Origin of the sequence: Streptomyces sp. NPDC047043 (assembly GCF_040644055.1) — a bacterium.
Taxonomy (GTDB): Bacteria; Actinomycetota; Actinomycetes; order Streptomycetales; family Streptomycetaceae; genus Streptomyces.
In genome coordinates this window covers 100532-117181 of sequence record NZ_JBEYVO010000037.1, presented here as the reverse complement: position 1 = coordinate 117181, position 16650 = coordinate 100532, and the positions used below count along the sequence as shown (strand labels likewise).

Sequence of the window (16650 nt, the reverse complement as noted above, 5' to 3'; positions counted from 1 at the left end):
TTCACCCTGTGCGGACTCCGTGTCGCCGTGATGATCAGCCCGTCGGAAAATGAACCCTTTGGCAACCACAACTGCAACCTGATTCGACAGTAGCACGGCATGCTGGATCAGGGATCGGGAATAATTCCGGACGTTTTCTTGTTTGAAACGTGATTTACCGTCTTCCCCTCGTCGCGAGACCGGCGCGCCCACCTGTTGTGTGCCGCCGGGTGGAGTCGTGATCGCCTAGGCGCGCAGCAGCCGCCCGGTGAGCTCTCGGTACTCCCGTAGCGCGAATCGGAGTTCGGCGGACTGTGTCTCGGGGTCCAGGTCCGCCCAGCCTGCGCGGAGGACCCGCCGTCGCTCGGCAAGAGCTTTCACGAGCTGGGCGGCGACTTCGTCGAACGCGCCCTCGGCCTCCTCCAGCGCCTCGCGCGGGCTGTCCGCGAAGGTGTTGACGGCATGCCCGAGGCGGCGCACGATCTCGTCCCGTCCGTCCGGGAGGAACAGCGGCTCCGGGCCCGCGGCACGGCGCCCGACGGTGCCCGAGGGCCGGTCCGCGGGCTGCTGGGCGCGTGTCTGGTCGTACATCGTCGTGTGTCCCGCTTCCGTGGGGGATGGGGCACCGCCCGAAGACGCCGTTCGCCTTCTCGACGGCCTGTCGCAGGCTTCCGGAGTCCCGATCGGCCCTGCCCTTCCCAGCCCTGCGCCGTTCTGCCAGTCAACGTCCGGCGACGATACGTGTCAACGTGACGGCCGCCCCGGCGCACTCTGTTGCGCACTCTGTCGGAGGGGGCTGGTCAGCCGTATTCGGGTCTTTCCCGACGCGGGGGAGCACGGTGGGGCAGCAAGGGTGCGCCGTGCCCACCCCAGAAGTTCGTCTCCGGCACACCACCTCCCCCAGGGGCAGCCCGTGCCCCCGGCCGCACCCCCGCCCCAGCGGCCTCACCGAGGGCTGGAGTCGTCCCTTCCTCCCTGCCGGCAAGGCCGACGCCGATCCGGGGCGCTGCCCCTCACGCCTGACGTCAACCACTCATTAACGCAAGGCAGTTGGCATGATCAGTCATGACCACGGCACTGCAGCCCCCACTTCCCTCCCACCCCACCCTGCTGCAGGATCTCGTGGACGTACCCGTTCGCGCGGACGGCCAGGAGGTGGACGAGCCGCTCATGACGGCTGCTCCCCTGGTGATGTCACCGCTCCTGCCTGCGGAACCGGATCGTGTTGCCGCGCGTGGGCAGGGCGGGGCGGTGCCTCCTCGCTGCTGCCCGACGACCTGCCGCCCCGACGTGAGCGTCCCGGCGTCGAAGTCCAGGTCCTGGAAGGGGCTTCGGCGGCGGTCGCCTACAGCCACAGGGGCAGGCCGGCCGACCTCGCCGCGGAACGACAAGCTGCGGGCTCGGATCCGCGAACGCTCGCGATGGCTGCCACGAAACCCCAGACCAGCGGAGTGTGTCGGCGCACGCGGCCGACGGCTCCGTGGCACCCACCGTCCGTGGCACCCACCGACCGCCCGTGCCCTCCGCGTGCCCGATCTTCACGTGCAAGACAGAACGGAGACGGGCGAAAATCCTCCGGCAAATACATAAACCCCAGGCCGCTGACCTGGGGTTTCAAATGGAGCGGGTGACGAGAATCGAACTCGCGCTCTCAGCTTGGGAAGCTGATGTTCTACCATTAAACTACACCCGCGTAAGACGCCGGTCGGAGCCGGTGTCGGAACGCATCGTCACCTTACCTCATCCCGGGCCCCAGGCGCTGAAGCCGTGGGGTCCGAGTGCGTTTGCGGGGGGTGACGGGGCTGCGTGGGGCGGGAGTTGGGGCGTACGGTGGTGGGGTGCGTGAGGGTCGGGGGGAGGTCGGAGTGCCCCCTGGAGAGTCGTTCCTTTGATCCCGTAATGTGGCATTTGTCGTCTGGTGAGCAGTAGCCAGACGAGGCTCTTGGGGAAGGGACTCTAGGACTTGATGGAGCGCACCGTCGTCCGTTGTGCCGATGGGCACGTGTTCAGCACCGCTTCGTTCCCGATGCAGCAGGCCGAGCGCCTCGGCCCCGGCCGGCTGGTTCGGTGTCCACGCTGTGCCCGGCTCCGCAGTGTGGTGCCGGTCAGCCTTGAGAAGCGGTAGAAGCAGGTACAAAGCAGGTAGAAGCAGTAGGAGCGGCAGAAGCAGTACGGCCGTACAGCAGTAGAGGCGGTAGTCGCTGGCGTGCGGGACGGCGTGGTTGTCGTCGGCCCGTGCGCCTTGCGTATCCTCGGGGCGTGCTTCTCTCAGACAAGGACATCCGGGCCGAGATCGACGCCGGGCGGGTGGTGATCGATCCCTACGACGCATCCATGGTGCAGCCGTCGAGTGTCGACGTACGGCTGGACCGTTATTTCCGGGTGTTCGAGAACCACCGGTACCCGCACATCGACCCCTCCGTCGAGCAGACGGATCTGACGCGGCTCGTGGAGCCGGAGGGGGACGAGCCGTTCATCCTCCACCCCGGGGAGTTCGTCCTCGCCAGTACGTACGAGGTCATCACGCTCCCCGACGATCTTGCGTCGAGGCTCGAGGGCAAGAGTTCCCTCGGGCGGCTCGGGCTGGTCACCCACTCCACCGCCGGGTTCATCGACCCGGGGTTCTCCGGGCACGTGACCCTCGAGCTGTCCAACCTCGCCACCCTGCCCATCAAGTTGTGGCCCGGCATGAAGATCGGGCAGCTGTGCATGTTCCGTCTCAGCTCGCCGGCCGAGTTCCCGTACGGCAGCGAGCGGTACGGCTCCCGCTACCAGGGGCAGCGCGGGCCCACCGCCTCCCGCTCCTACCTCAACTTCCATCGGACGCAGGTGTGAGGGCGGCACGGGCATGAGCGTGAGTGACGTGCGGGAGAATCTGACCTACGAGCGCTTCGGCGCCGCCGTGCGCGAGCTCGCGCAGGCCATCGCCGACGACGGGTACGAGCCCGACATCGTGCTCAGCATCGCTCGTGGCGGCGTCTTCGTCGCCGGCGGGCTCGCCTACGCCCTCGACTGCAAGAACCTCCACCTCGTGAACGTGGAGTTCTACACGGGTGTGGGCACCACGCTCGAGATGCCGGTCATGCTCGCTCCCGTTCCCAACGTCATCGACTTCTCCGACAAGAAGGTCCTCATCACCGACGACGTCGCCGACACGGGCAGGACGCTGAAGCTCGTACGGGACTTCTGCCTCGACACCGTCGCCGAGGTGCGGTCGGCCGTCATCTACGAGAAGTCGCAGTCACTCGTGAAATGCGAGTACGTGTGGAAGCGGACCGACGACTGGATCAACTTCCCGTGGAGTGTCCTGCCCCCCGTGCACAGGTCGGGAGAGGCGCCCAAGGAGAACAAGGAAGCGGTCTGACCGCTGCCGTTGTTTCGGCTGCCGTTGTTTCGGGTCGCTGTTGAACTTCGCGGCCGACCAGAAGTAGCCGAGCACCGCGAGACCCAGGCACCAGGCGGTGGCGAGCCAGCCGTTGAACTCGGCGATCGGCCGGAACCAGCCCGGCATCGCGTCGACGGGGACGAACGTACTGGAGATCAGCGGCAGGAAGATCAGCGGCAGTGCGTTGTTGCCGGCGGCCTCGGCGTCGCCTTACGACTTGCGCAGGTCGGTGGCGGAGACGGCGGCCGGCGCGTGACCGTCGGTCTGCCTGAACGTGGGCATGACAGACGAAGCTCATGGAGCCCTCCGATCGAAGGCTGAAGTGGGTGAAGGATGGGGCCGGTTGAGGGTCGGCCCGGTTGAAGGCGTGGCGCTCAGGCCTTGGCGCGCAGGACGTCGATGTTGCCCCAGTTGGTCCGTGCGCGGACCATGACGGTGTCCTCGGTCTGCTCCGGGGCCTCGGACGCGCTGAGCCGGTTGCGCACCTGCCCGCGGTTGGAGTTGACGTCTAGCCAGGCGGCGGTGCCCTCGCGGATGCCGATCGCGCCAAGTGGCACCGATTGGCTCCGGATGGCCCCGTCCGGCGTCGGGTGATGCCTGCCATGTGGTGCCACGTGACGCCATGCGGTGCCATGAGTAAGGGCCCCCGGCCAATGTGCCGGGGGCCCGTCTCGTCGTACTGCGCAAGGCGGCTAGAACGTGCCCAGTTTCACGATCGACAGCAGGGCGATCAGCTGGATCGCCGAGGCGCCCAGGGCCTTCGGCCACGGGAGGTCGTGGGAGCGGGAGACCATCATCGTCAGCAGGGCGCCGGCCGCCACCCAGGTCGCCCAGCCCAGGGCCTGGACGAACGTCGCGTCGCCGCCGAAGAACATGGCGAAGACCAGGCGGGGGGCGTCCGTCAGCGACATGATCAGCATCGAGAGGCCGACCGTGGGCTGCCAGGCGCCGTCGCCGCCGAGCTGGCGGGCCAGGGTGTGGGTGACCACGCCCAGGATGAAGGAGGACAGCACCATCGCCACGGCGGTCGTCAGGACGATCGGGACGGCGTTGGCGAGGGTGGCGCTGATCGCGTCCGAGCGGGCGCCGTCGAAGCCGAAGACCGCGAGCAGGCCGTAGAGGAACGTCACGATGAGGGCCGGGCCCCACATCGTGTAGTCGCGCATCTGCAGGAAGGTCTGGGTGGGGGACAGGATGATGCCCCTCAGCAGGTCCTTCCAGTGGAGGCGCGGCCCGACCGGGCCCGCCGGGGCCGAGCCGGCGCGGTAGGTGCCGCCCTGGTTGTACGGGTCCTCGCCGACCGAGAACGCCTGGGTGTGGCCCGGGTTGTTGGCCGCGTACGGGTCCGGGTTGCCCTGCGGTGCGTATCCGCCGCCGTCGCCGAAGTACTCCGGCTCGTCCTGGCCGCCGTATCCGCCGCCGTACGGCTGCTGCCCCTGGTACGGGTACGGCTGCTGCGGCGCCTGCGGGTAGCCGTACGACTGTCCCTGCGGCGCCTGCTGCCCGTGCGGGGGGTGTTGCGGTCGCGTTTGCGGAGCGCCGTTGTTCCGGCCGCCCCGTCCGATCCTGAATCCAGCCACGCCTTCGAACGTACCTGGTCCCGGAGAGTGACGTGCCGGGCCCGGCGGTTCGGGCCCGGCTTTGCGGCCGACCTGTGACATCCCCTAGGGGGACGCCACGGCGGCCCCTAGGGTGTCAGCCTGCGAATACGTTGCCGAAGTAGGCGAGGCCCGAAGGGCCGCCCAGCGTCGTGCTCGAGAACGACTTGGCGCCGGTGGCCGTGATGCCCGAGGACGTGGACTTCAGCAGCCAGACCGCACCCGCGCCGCCGTTCTCGCCGCGGGCGCCCGCGAGGAGTTCCGCGCGGCCGTCGTTGTTGCTGTCCGTCAGGAAGACCGAGTCGGCGAAGTAGTCGTACGACTCCGCGCTGCCGGGGACGCCCGCCGTGTCCTGGGAGAAGGACTTGGCGCCGGTGCCCGTCAGGCCGCTCGCCGAGCCGCGCAGGACGACGACCGTGCCCGCGTCCTTCTTGGCGCCCAGCGCCTCCTCGGGGGTGCCGATCGCGATGTCCGCGTAGCCGTCGCCGTTGGTGTCGCCTGCCGACAGCGCCCAGCCGAAGGCGTCGCCCTTCTCGGCCGTACCGGGAACGCCCGCCGTGTCCTGCGTGATGCGGACCGGGGTGCGGGTGGACAGGCCGCCGGAGGCGCCGTACGTCACCGTCACCGCGCCGCCGAGGCCGCCGTTCGGCTCGGTGGTCGACTTCTCCATGAAGTTGCCGGTGACGATGTCGCCGTGGCCGTCCTTGTCGACGTCGGCGATGACGGCGTCGTAGCCGCCCGCGAGCTTCTTGCCCACCTTGACGGTGCTCGTCGCGTCGCCGGTGTAGAGGACGCTGCGGGTGCGGTAGTCGCCGGTGCTGGTCTCCTCCTGGCCCATGACGAGGAGGTCCGTCCTCCCGTCGCCGTTGACCTCGCCCGCGACCAGCTTGTCGGCATAGATCGTCGTCTGGTCGATCGTGTCGACGCCGACGAGTGAAGTCGCCTTTCCGGTACGGGAGATGGGGCCGCGGAAGATGTTCAGGGACGGCGTGGAGTTGTTGCCGGCGGCCAGGTCGGTGTGGCCGTCGCCGTCGAAGTCGCCGGCGGCCAGGGCCCAGCCCAGCTCGTTGCGGTACTGCGGCAGCGGAGAGGAGATGTCCGTACCGGACTTGATGCCGCTCGCGCCGCCCCACAGCACGGTCAGCACGCCGTAGGAGTCGGTCGAGCCGATCTTCTCGCCGTGCACGCCGACCACGATGTCCGTGTAGCCGTCGCCGTCCATGTCCCCGGTGGTCAGGCGGTCGCCGAAGTTGTCGGACGACTCCGGGGTGCCGGGGATGCCGTCGGTGGCCTGGCTGATGATCTGGCGCTTGGTGATGTCGAGGCCGCTCGCGGTGCCGTAGACGACGGCGACGTAGCCCGCGCCGGACTTGCCGGAGACCTTCGCTATCGGCGCGGCGATGGCGACGTCGCGGTAGCCGTCGCCGTTGAAGTCGCCGGACAGGCCCGAGGGCGCGGCGGAGGCGGTGGCGGCGGGCAGGGCGGTGAGCAGGCCGGTGGTCAGGGTCGCTGCCACCAGCAGAGTGCGCTTGCGCATGGGTTCCTTCGGGGTGTCTGGAGGCGAGGAGGGGTCAGCCGGCCAGGACCGAGCCGTAGTTGGGGCTGCCCGCGGTGGAGACTCCGGTGGCCGACGGGCCGAAGCTCGTCGCGGCGCCCGTCGTCGCGCCGGGCAGGGACCAGACCGCGCCGTCGCCGGAGTTCTCGCCCGGCGCCGCGATCGTGAGGCCGTTGGCCCCGGTCAGCAGGACGCGGGCGCCGAACCGGTCGCCCTTCTCCGAACTGCCGGGCACGCCCGCGGTGTTCTGCGTGAAGGTCTTGCCGCCGGTGGTCTTCAGGCCGGAGGCCGATCCGTACAGGAGGGTGACCGCGCCCGTGCCGGAGTCCTCGCCGGGCGCGCCGATCGCGAGGTCGGCGTAGCCGTCTCCGTTGACGTCGGCGAGCGAGACGCCGGAGCCGAAGGCGTCGCCGGTCTCGGAAGTGCCGGGCACCCCCACCGTGTCCTGGGTGACGGTGAACGGCGCGCGGGAGGTGTCGGCGCCGTCCGGGCCGCCGTAGCGGATGGTGACCCTGCCGCCCTTGGCGCCCGCCGGGTCGGCGGAGGTCTCGCGGTGGTTGCCGACCGCGACGTCCGCGTAGCCGTCGCCGTCGATGTCGCCGACCGAGGAGACATAGCCGCTGGGCATGGTCACCAGCCAGTCGTTGAAGTTGCCGATGCTGCCGTCCACCAGGGTGGTGACCGCGTCGTCGGTGCCCTGCTCGCGCCCGTGCGCGACCAGGCCGTCGAAGCCGCGGCCGGTGACGTCGCCGGTGGAGAGGTACTCGATGCCGTACGACTCCGAGTACGGGCGGGAGAGGTACGAGAAGGAGCCGCCGTTGCCGCCGTTGAAGGCGCCGGTCCTGGTGAAGGGGCCGGAGACGAAGTTGAGGCCGAAGGTGCCGGTCGAGCCCGTGGCGACCTCGGGCATCCCGTCGCCGGTGAAGTCGCCCGCGGCCACCGCCTTGCCGTAGCGGTCGTTGTCCCGGTCGTTGTGGTTGACGAGCGTACGGGCGCCGGACAGGCCGGACTTGGCGCCCCAGACGATGACGATCGTGCCGTCGTTGGTGTCGCCGTTCACGTCCTCGCCGGGGGCGCCGACGACGAGGTCGGCATAGCCGTCCCGGTCCAGGTCGGTGGAGGCGAGGGAGGAGCCGAAGGCGTCGTCGGTCTCGGCGGTGCCGGGGATGCCGGAGGTGTTCTGCGTGATCAGCGTGTGCGTCGAGCTCTTGAGGCCGGACGCGCTGCCGTACACGACCGACACGGCGCCCGCCTTCGCCTTGCCGGCGACCGTGGCGGCGGGCGCGCCGATGGCGAGGTCCGTCCGGCCGTCGCCGTTGAAGTCGTACGGCTTCGCGGGCGTCGCCGCCTGCGCGGCGGGGGAGGCCAGGGCGAGCGGGGTGAGGGATGCCGCGAGCAGGACGGCCAGCCGGCGGTAGGTCACTGGGCGATCACCCAGCCGAAGGAGGCGTCGCCCTTGAGGGAGACGTCGCGGGCCGTGAAGGACTTGGCGCCCGTGGTGGTCAGGCCGGAGGCGGTGCCGCGCAGGACGGTGACCGCGCCGTAGTTGTTCTCGTATCCGGAGCCGACGACCAGATCGGCCTTGCCGTTCTTGTCGAGGTCGACCAGGCGGACCGACATGCCGAACTCGTCGTTCGTCTCGCTGCTGCCGGGGACACCCGTGGTGTTCTGCGTGTACGACTTGGCGCCCGAGCCCGTCAGGCCGGTGGCGGAGCCGAACAGGACGGTCACCGAACCCGAGTCCTTGGCCGAGCCGTTGTCCTCGTCGAAGGCGCCCACCGCGACGTCGGCGTACTTGTCTCCGTTGATGTCGCCGACGGCCAGTGAGAAGCCGAATCGGTCGTCGGTCTCGCCCGCGCCGGGCACGCCCGCCGTGTCCTGGTTGATGACGGTCGGCGCCTGTGCCGGATCGGGGCCGTTCGGGCCGCCGTACCAGACGCTGATCTGGCCGCCCTTGTGGCCGGTCGTCTTGTCGCTGCGCGGGTCCTCGTGGTCGCCGAGGACGAGGTCGCCGTAGCCGTCGCCGTTGATGTCGCCGATCACGCCCTGGTGGCCGTCGGCGGCCGTCAGTTCGGTGCCGACGTAGTCCGACTCGGGGTGGGAGTCGTAACCCTCGGGGTCGTAGCTCAGGTACTCGATGACGCCGCCGTGGTCGCCGCTGACCGTGTACGGATACACGCGCTCGGCCGCGCCGTCGCCGTCCAGGTCGCCCGCGATCACCTCGTACGTGGTGCCGACCTCGTACACGTCGGTCAGGCCGGCGGGTTTGCCGGTGCGGGCGAACGGGCCCCGGTACAGGCCGGTCTTGGTCTGGCCGGTGACGGTGACGTCCGTCTTGCCGTCGCCGTTGAAGTCGCCGGTCGCGATGCCGGAGGAGTAGCCGCCCCACTCGGTGAGGCCGGAGGGGGAGGGCAGGGAAGAGCCGCCGGAGAGGCCGGACTTGGAGCCCCACAGAACCGTGGCGGCACCGACGCTGTCGCGGTCGCCGATGCTCTCGCTGGGAGCGCCGACGACGAGGTCCGAGTAACCGTCGCCGTCCAGGTCGCCGGCTGCCAGGCTGCCGCCGAAGTTGTCGCCCTCCTCGGCGGTGCCGGGGACGCCGGTGGAGTTCTGGGTGATCACGGTCTTCCTCGCGGCCGAGACGCCGGAGGACGAGCCGTACAGGACGACGACGGCGCCGGCGTACCGCACCGAGCCGACGGTGGCGGTCGAGGCGCTGATCGCGACGTCGCGGTAGCCGTCGCCGTTGAAGTCGCCGGACAGACCGGAGGGCGCGGCGGAGGCGGTGGCGGCGGGCAGGGCGGTGAGCAGGCCGGTGGTGAGCGTCGCGGCCAGCAGGAGGGTGCGCTTGCGCAAGGCGGGGGCTCCGGGGAGAAGGGATCGGAGAGAAGAGGGAGGAGGAGCCGGGCCCGAGGGTGAGGGCCCGGCTCCGGTAACGGGGCGGTCAGTCGGCGAAGTTGGCGCCGAAGTACGGCGTTCCCGTCGTGGAGACGCCCGAGGTGCTCGGGGAGACGGTGCGGGAGCCGGTGGTGGTGATCGCGGTGCCGTTGGAGGGCAGGTAGGTCACCGCACCGTTGCCCGCGTTCTCGGCGGAGCCGACGGTCAGGTCGGCGCGGCCGTCGCCGTTGACGTCGTCGAGCTTGACGTCGAGGCCGAACTCGTCGCCGTCCTCGTCGTTGCCCGGTACGCCCGCGGTGGACTGGGCGAAGGACTGGGCGCCGGTGGTGGTGTCCAGGCCGCTCGCCGTGCCGTAGAGGACGGTGACCGCGCCGGTGTCGGTGGCGCTGCCGATGTTCTCGCCGGAGACGCCGATCGCGAGGTCGAGGAAGCCGTCGCCGTTGATGTCGCCGAGGTCCAGCTCGGAGCCGAACCAGTCGTTGTTCTCGGAGGTGCCGGGGACGTTGCCGGTGTCCTGGGTGATGCCGGTGGACCCGCTGGGGCCGCCGGCGGAGCCGTAGGTGACCCAGACCTTGCCGCCCTTGGCGGAGTCGGGGATCGAGGTGCCGTCGCCCGTGGTGGCGTTCCAGTAGGCGCCGCTGACGATGTCGCCGTAGCCGTCGTCGTCGATGTCGCCGATCGCGGTGATCACACCGGGCTTGAGCGCCTGGGCGGAGGCGACGCTCAGGCCGCTCGCGGTGCCGGGGATGTAGTAGTTGCGGTTCCAGCCGTAGTCGGTGTTCGTCTCGAAGCCGTCGACGACCAGGTCGGTGCGCTTGTCGCCGTTGACGTCGCCCGCGGTCAGGTTCAGCGGGCCGTTGGCGTCGCCGCCGCTCTGGATGGGGGGCTTGATCGTGTAGCGGCCGCCGGCCGTGCCGGACGTGGTGAAGCCGCCCTTGTAGACGTAGATGGTGGAGGCGGAGCTGCCGACGGCCAGGTCGGCCTTGCCGTCGCCGTCGAAGTCGCCGGCGGCGAGGTTCTTGCCCCAGTAGTCGTGGCTGGAGGGGGCAGGGTCGGCGATGCCGACGCCCTTGCCGGTGATGCCGGAGGCGGAGCCCCACAGAATGGCGAGGCCGCCGCCGTCGGTGTCGCTGCCGACGTCCTCGCCGGGGGAGCCGACCGCGAGGTCGTCGTAGCCGTCGCCGTTGAAGTCGGCGTACGCGGTCTCCGCGCCGAAGACGTCGCCGGTCTCGGCGGTGCCGGGGTTGCCGGTGGTGTTCTGGCTGACGGTGGAGCGCTTGGCGGAGGAGACGCCGGTGGCCGTGCCGTAGAGGACGACCACCTGGCCGGCGTTCTTCTTGCCGTTCACATAGGCACCGGAGGCCGAGAAGGCCACGTCGCCGATTCCGTCGCCGTTGAAGTCGGCCTGCGGGACGTGCGTGGAGTCCGCGGCCGTGGCCGTCCCGGCCGTGAAGGTGAGCAGACCGCCCGTCAGAGCGGCGGCGGCGGCCGTCGCGAGGGCGAGTCGCAGAGGCTTGTGCATGCGGGTTTCTCCTGCGGCATGCGGGGGATGCCTGGCGGGCATCCACAGTCGATGGGGTGCGTGCCGACCCGCGTTCACCGGGAGTTGTCCTCGGTTTCACGGGCCGGTCGGCGATCAGGAGACCTGTTCCGGGGCGTAAGGGTTGTACGTGAGTTCGGTAAATTTTTGAATCGTTCCGATTCGCCTGTGACGGTCAGCCGACCAGGAACTCCGACGTCGAGAAGGTGACGGCGGGCTCGTCCGCGACCAGCCCCTTCTTCGCCCCTGCATAGACGGCGACGGTGTCCTTCGTCTCTCCCCGGTACGTCCGCACCGCGAGGTCGGCCCGCCCGTCCCCGTCGAAGTCGCCCGCCGTCAGCACCCGGGTGGTGCCGCGGGCCGGTGGCTCGACGGTGACCATTCCCGCCTTCGACAGACCTGTCGTACGACCCCGGAACACACGCAACTGCGAGCCGCTGGAGACGAGTTCGCTCAGCCCGTCGCCGTCGAAGTCGGCGGCGTCGAGCATCGAGCCGGGAGAGGGGAGCGTGGCGCGGGTCGGGGTGGGGAGGTCGTAGCGCAGGGACGTTTCGCCCATCGCGCCGACCGCCGCGTCGAGGGTGCGGCCCTTCCCGAAGCGGCCGAGGGCGATGTCGATGCCCTCGGGGAGGACAACGCCGGTGCGGGTGGGGCCGGTCGGGCCGCCGAGGACGACGGACGCCTTGCTCGTGCCCTGGGTCGTACGGACCACGAGGTCGTCGTAGCCGTCGCGGTTCACGTCGGCGGCGGACCCGGCCGGGAACTCGCCGGTGGAGGGGATCGGAGCGCCGGCCGCGCGAGGGCGGCCCTTGCGGCTGAACGGGCCGCGCAGATAGCTCAGTCGGCCGCCGGAGGCATGCAGGACCAGGTCCTCTCCCCCGTCCCCGTCGAAGTCGCCGCAGACCGGCTGGTCGGGCCAGTCGTTGCCGAAGCGGGCGGCGGCGGGGACGGTGAGGGTGACCGCGTGGGTGAGTCCGGCGGGCGAGCCGAACAGGATCTGGAGGGGGACCGGGGGCCGGCCCTGGCCGTCGTAGGGCGGGTCGGTGGAGACGATCAGGTCGGTGAAGCCGTCCCCGTCGAGGTCGCAGCTTGCCTCCGCGTCGAAGACGGCGGGGAGTTGGCCCTTGGTACGTGCGGCGTACTTGGCGGGGCTGAGCAACTGCCGGGCGCCCGGGGTGAGTCCGTGCGCGCTGCCGTAGACGACACCGATGCCCGCGTCGTCGGTGTGCCTCTGCGCCTTCACGAGGGCGTCGAGCACGAGGTCGCGGTGGCCGTCGCCGTTGAAGTCCTCGGCGGTGCTGCTGCCCTTGCCACGGGGTATCGGGAGCCGGGCCGGGGCGTCGGCGATCCGTACGGGGGTGTGGTGAGCTGCCTTCGCGTCGGTGCCGGGGCCGCAGGCGGCGAGGAGCAGGGTGCTGCAGAGGGCCGCCGTACAGATCCCACCTCTTCGCACGCGCACCGCTCACCTCGTCAGCACCGTCGACAACGCCTGGGCAATGATGCACGCGTTCGAGATGGGGCGACAGTCCGGCGGCAAGGAGGACCCTGTGCACTTGCGCAATGTCACACCGCACGACATCGGGGCGTACGGACGCATGAGGTGCGATCCGGCCATGATGACGATGACCGACCGGAGCGGGCAGGTGGGGCCGATAGTGGAGGTATGAACACGGACGGAAGGAACATTCTGGCCCGGGGGCGCGTCGCGACCCGGTTGCCTGCTCAGGATCTGGAGCGGGCGCGGCGGTTCTACTCCGAGACGCTCGGTCTCGATCCCGTCGACGAACGGCCCGGCGGGCTGCAGTACCGCTGCGGGGGAGTGGACTTCGTGGTGTTCCGGTCGACGGGAGCCTCTCCCGGCACCTTCACGCAGATGGCCTTCGAGGTCGACGACATCGAGGCCGTGGTGGCTCAACTCAAGGCCCACGGCGTCGCGTTCGAGGAGGTCGACGCGCCCGGCTTCCGTACGGAGGGCGGGATCGCCGAGATCGAGGGCAACTACCCGAGCAAGGGTGCACGGGGCGAGCGCGGAGCCTGGTTCCGGGACAGTGAGGGGAATCTGCTGGGGGTCGGACAGCCGGTGTTCTGAACGCCGACGCCCCCAGGTCCGCGTGGGACCTGGGGGCGTCGGGACGGGCGTAGAAGCTACTTCACCGGCTCCGGCTCCGGGGCGCTCTCCGTCTCCTCCTCGCCGGCCGGGTCGACCGGGGTCTTCACCGACTCCAGCAGGAGCTGGGCGACGTCCACCACCTGGATGGACTCCTTCGCCTTGCCGTCGTTCTTCTTGCCGTTGACCGAGTCGGTCAGCATGACCAGGCAGAACGGGCAGGCGGTGGAGACGATGTCCGGGTTGAGCGAAAGAGCCTCGTCGACGCGCTCGTTGTTGATGCGCTTGCCGATCCGCTCCTCCATCCACATCCGCGCGCCGCCGGCGCCGCAGCAGAAGCCGCGCTCCTTGTGGCGGTGCATCTCCTCGTTGCGCAGGCCCGGGACGCCCGCGATGATCTCGCGCGGCGGCGTGTAGATCTTGTTGTGGCGGCCCAGGTAGCACGGGTCGTGGTAGGTGATGATGCCCTCGACCGGGGTGACCGGGACCAGCTTGCCCTCGTCCACCAGGTGCTGCAGCAGCTGGGTGTGGTGGATGACCTCGTAGTCGCCGCCGAGCTGCGGGTACTCGTTGCCGATGGTGTTGAGGCAGTGCGGGCAGGTGGCGACGATCTTCTTCGCCGACTTCGGCTTCGCGGACTCCGGCACGACCTTGCCGTCGTCGTCCAGCTCCTCGCCGAACGCCATGTTCAGCGCCATGACGTTCTCCATGCCGAGCTCCTGGAAGAGGGGCTCGTTGCCCAGGCGGCGGGCGGAGTCGCCGGTGCACTTCTCGTCGCCGCCCATGATCGCGAACTTGACGCCCGCGATGTGCAGCAGCTCGGCGAAGGCCTTGGTGGTCTTCTTGGCGCGGTCCTCCAGGGAGCCGGCGCAGCCGACCCAGTAGAGGTACTCGACCTCGGTGAGGTCCTCGATGTCCTGGCCGACGACCGGGACCTCGAACTCGACCTCCTTGAGCCACTCCAGGCGCTGCTTCTTGGCCAGGCCCCAGGGGTTGCCCTTCTTCTCCAGGTTCTTGAGCATCGTGCCCGCCTCGGACGGGAATGCGGACTCGATCATCACCTGGTAGCGGCGCATGTCGACGATGTGGTCGATGTGCTCGATGTCGACCGGGCACTGCTCGACGCAGGCGCCGCAGGTGGTGCAGGACCACAGCACGTCCGGGTCGATGACGCCGTTCTCCTCGGCGGTGCCGATCAGCGGCCGCTCGGCCTCCGCGAGAGCCGCGGCCGGGACGTCCCCCAGCTGCTCCTCGGAGGCCTTCTCCTCACCCTCCATGGACTTGCCGCCACCCGCGAGCAGGTACGGCGCCTTGGCGTGCGCGTGGTCGCGCAGCGACATGATCAGCAGCTTGGGGGAGAGCGGCTTGCCGGTGTTCCAGGCCGGGCACTGCGACTGGCAGCGGCCGCACTCGGTGCAGGTGGAGAAGTCCAGCAGGCCCTTCCAGGAGAACTGCTCGACCTGGGAGACACCGAACACGTCGTCGTCACCGGGGTCGGTGAAGTCGATCGGCTTGCCGCCCGACGTCATGGGCTGCAGAGCGCCCAGGGCCGTACCGCCGTCGGACTCACGCTTGAACCAGATGTTCGGGAAGCCCAGGAAGCGGTGCCAGGCCACACCCATGTTGGTGTTCAGCGAGACCACGATCATCCAGATGAACGAGGTGCTGATCTTGATCATCGCGACCAGGTAGATCAGGTTCTGCAGCGCGGTCACGCTCAGGCCCTTGAAGGCCACCACCAGCGGGTACGAGGCGAAGTACGAGGCCTCGTAGCCGTCCACGTGGTGGATCGCACCCTCCAGGCCGCGCAGCACGTAGATCGCGAGGCCGATGGTGAGGATGACGTACTCGACGAAGTACGCCTGACCCGCCTTGGAGCCCGCGAAGCGGGACTTGCGGCCGGGGCGCGAGGGCAGGTTCGACAGACGGATCGCGATGAGTACGACGATGCCGAGCACCGTCATCACACCGATGAACTCGGTGTACATCTCCAGCGGCAGCCAGTCGCCGACGATCGGCAGCGTCCAGTCGGCCTGGAAGAGCTGGCCGAAGGCCTGCGCCAGGGTCGGCGGCAGCGTCAGGAAGCCGACCGCCACGAACCAGTGGGCGAAGCCCACGATCCCCCAGCGGTTCATCCGCGTGTGGCCGAGGAACTCCCGAACCAGCGTCACGCTGCGCGAGTAGGGGTTGTCTGTCCGGCTCCCGGCGGGCACGGGCTGGCCCAGCTTGAAGTACCGGACGAACTGGCCGATGGCGCGTGCGAGCAGGGCAACGCCGACCACGGTCAGGACCAGCGACACGATGATCGCGGCGAGTTGCATTGGGGGCTCCTCGGGCCTGCGAGGGGTTTCTTTCGAGGACGGGCCTCGACATTACTAAGCGGTAACTTATGCAGTCCGTCTGAGACTACCCCCATCTTCCATCGCACTGTAGCCAGGCGTGCAGTGATCTGGATCGCTGAGGGTTGCCTTAAGATCTGAACGTGTTATTCGTACCAAATTGGTACATTCGCGCCTAACTTAGATCCGTGCTCTACGGGATCGCCGCCGCCACCACCGCCCTGCTGCTCGCCGCCGTGCTCACCGCGCTGCTCCGGGTCCCCGCCCTGCGCCTCGGTATCGCCGACCGGCGGCGGCAGCGGCCGGTGCCGCTGTTCGGGGGTGTCGCGGTGGTGCTCGCCACCTGTGCGGTCGCGGTGACCGTCGACCGGACCGGCGTCGCGCCCCTCGGGTCCGGGGTCGGGGAACTGCTCGTCGCGGGCGGTGGCGTGGCCGCGATCGGGCTGATCGCGGATGTGCGGCGGATCAAGACGCGGGTCGTCGTCATCGGTACGACCATTGCGGCGGCGTACGTCGTGCCGTACGACGAGACCGGACTGCCCGCCGGACTGCTGGCCGTCTGCTGGATCGTCTTCGTCACCGTCGGGTTCAAGGCGCTCGACCACGCCGACGGGCTCGCGGGGACCGTCGGCGTGGTCACCGCCTTCGGGGTCGGTGCCTGTGCGGCGGCCGAGGTGATGGACGGGCTCGCGGTGCTGCTGAGCGTGCTGGCCGCCGCGCTGACCGGGTTCCTCATGCACAACTGGCCGCCCGCGCGCGTGGGGCTCGGCGCGTGCGGGTCGCTGTTCACCGGGTTTCTGCTCGCCGCCTCCGCCGTGTACACGCGGGCCGGGTACGGGCTCGCCCCCAGCGCCGGTGTGCTGTTCGCGCTCACCGCCGTGGCGAGCGCCGACGTGCTTCTCGTCGTCCTGTCGCGGCGGCTGGCCGGGCGGGGGCTGCTGCGCGGCGGGCCGGACCATCTCGGGCACCGGCTGCGGCGGTTGGGGCTCACCCCGCAGGGGGCGACCGTGCTGCTCGGCATCGGGGCGTTTGCGGGGGTGCTCGTCGGGGTGCTCGTGCACATGGGGTGGACCGCGGAGTCCGGGGTGTACTGGGTCGGGGCGGGGGCCCTCGTCGTCGTACTCATACTGCTGCGGATCCCTGTCTACGGGCTCCGGCGGCCGCCGGCCACGCAGACATCAACGCAGGTCAGAGGCCAGTTGCGTGTAAGGAACGGATAAGAGTTGAGTCCCCGCGACTCAGGTCTGTT

The 16650-nt window shown here is 69.9% G+C and carries 13 protein-coding genes, 1 tRNA gene and 1 pseudogene; 4 read left to right on the top strand and 11 right to left on the bottom strand.

Annotated features, from left to right (window positions below; translation table 11 throughout):
* Positions 1–225 precede the first annotated feature (225 nt).
* Together ABZ880_RS43900 and ABZ880_RS43895 are read right to left on the bottom strand one after the other, a co-directional pair.
* A complete protein-coding gene (locus tag ABZ880_RS43900; protein WP_361275779.1) occupies positions 226–570 on the bottom strand; it encodes a hypothetical protein in 345 nt (114 codons plus the stop codon).
* Positions 571–1598: 1028 nt separating this feature from the next.
* Positions 1599–1672, bottom strand: a tRNA-Gly gene (locus tag ABZ880_RS43895).
* 566 nt (positions 1673–2238) lie between these two features.
* On the opposite strand from ABZ880_RS43895, the gene dcd reads away from it, so the two are divergent.
* A complete protein-coding gene (gene dcd, locus ABZ880_RS43890; RefSeq protein ID WP_361275777.1) occupies positions 2239–2814 on the top strand; it encodes a dCTP deaminase in 576 nt (191 codons plus the stop codon).
* A gap of 13 nt (positions 2815–2827) precedes the next feature.
* On the top strand, positions 2828–3343 hold the full coding sequence (locus ABZ880_RS43885) for a phosphoribosyltransferase (protein ID WP_361275774.1): 516 nt from the start codon (positions 2828–2830) through the stop codon (positions 3341–3343).
* Positions 3344–3370: 27 nt separating this feature from the next.
* Here the strand turns inward: ABZ880_RS43885 and ABZ880_RS43880 are convergent.
* The 8 genes and pseudogenes from ABZ880_RS43880 to ABZ880_RS43845 form a co-directional block, all read right to left on the bottom strand.
* Positions 3371–3571: pseudogene (locus ABZ880_RS43880) on the bottom strand (ABC transporter permease); the annotation flags it as partial.
* Positions 3572–3738: 167 nt separating this feature from the next.
* Positions 3739–3921: a hypothetical protein gene (locus ABZ880_RS43875; RefSeq protein WP_361275791.1), complete on the bottom strand. Its 183-nt coding sequence runs from the start codon at positions 3919–3921 to the stop codon at positions 3739–3741.
* A 135-nt stretch (positions 3922–4056) separates the two neighbouring features.
* The gene (locus ABZ880_RS43870) at positions 4057–5025 is read right to left on the bottom strand and encodes a Yip1 family protein (RefSeq protein ID WP_361275771.1); all 969 of its coding nucleotides are present in this window, start codon (positions 5023–5025) and stop codon (positions 4057–4059) included.
* Between the two features lie 34 nt (positions 5026–5059).
* Positions 5060–6499, bottom strand: coding sequence for an FG-GAP-like repeat-containing protein (locus tag ABZ880_RS43865; protein WP_361275768.1), 1440 nt, complete (start codon positions 6497–6499; stop codon positions 5060–5062).
* A gap of 34 nt (positions 6500–6533) precedes the next feature.
* Complete coding sequence (locus ABZ880_RS43860; protein ID WP_361275766.1) at positions 6534–7940, bottom strand: hypothetical protein; 1407 nt, start codon at positions 7938–7940, stop codon at positions 6534–6536.
* Positions 7937–9373, bottom strand: a complete 1437-nt coding sequence (locus tag ABZ880_RS43855; protein WP_361275764.1) for an FG-GAP-like repeat-containing protein — start codon at positions 9371–9373, stop codon at positions 7937–7939. Before ABZ880_RS43855 ends, ABZ880_RS43860 begins: the two co-directional genes overlap by 4 nt.
* An 88-nt stretch (positions 9374–9461) precedes the next feature.
* Positions 9462–10937: an FG-GAP and VCBS repeat-containing protein gene (locus tag ABZ880_RS43850; protein WP_361275761.1), complete on the bottom strand. Its 1476-nt coding sequence runs from the start codon at positions 10935–10937 to the stop codon at positions 9462–9464.
* Positions 10938–11130: 193 nt separating this feature from the next.
* The gene (locus ABZ880_RS43845) at positions 11131–12414 is read right to left on the bottom strand and encodes a VCBS repeat-containing protein (RefSeq protein ID WP_361275758.1); all 1284 of its coding nucleotides are present in this window, start codon (positions 12412–12414) and stop codon (positions 11131–11133) included.
* Between the two features lie 204 nt (positions 12415–12618).
* Between ABZ880_RS43845 and ABZ880_RS43840 the strand changes: the two genes are divergently transcribed.
* Positions 12619–13044 carry a VOC family protein gene (locus ABZ880_RS43840; protein ID WP_361275756.1) on the top strand — a complete coding sequence of 142 codons (426 nt, stop codon included), beginning with the start codon at positions 12619–12621 and terminating at the stop codon, positions 13042–13044.
* A gap of 56 nt (positions 13045–13100) precedes the next feature.
* Here ABZ880_RS43840 and ABZ880_RS43835 read toward each other — a convergent pair whose 3' ends face one another.
* The gene (locus ABZ880_RS43835; RefSeq protein ID WP_361275753.1) at positions 13101–15383 is read right to left on the bottom strand and encodes a heterodisulfide reductase-related iron-sulfur binding cluster; all 2283 of its coding nucleotides are present in this window, start codon (positions 15381–15383) and stop codon (positions 13101–13103) included.
* 206 nt (positions 15384–15589) lie between these two features.
* Between ABZ880_RS43835 and ABZ880_RS43830 the strand changes: the two genes are divergently transcribed.
* Positions 15590–16621 (top strand): MraY family glycosyltransferase, encoded by a 1032-nt coding sequence (locus ABZ880_RS43830; protein WP_361275751.1) that lies wholly within the window; start codon positions 15590–15592, stop codon positions 16619–16621.
* Positions 16622–16650 lie beyond the last annotated feature (29 nt).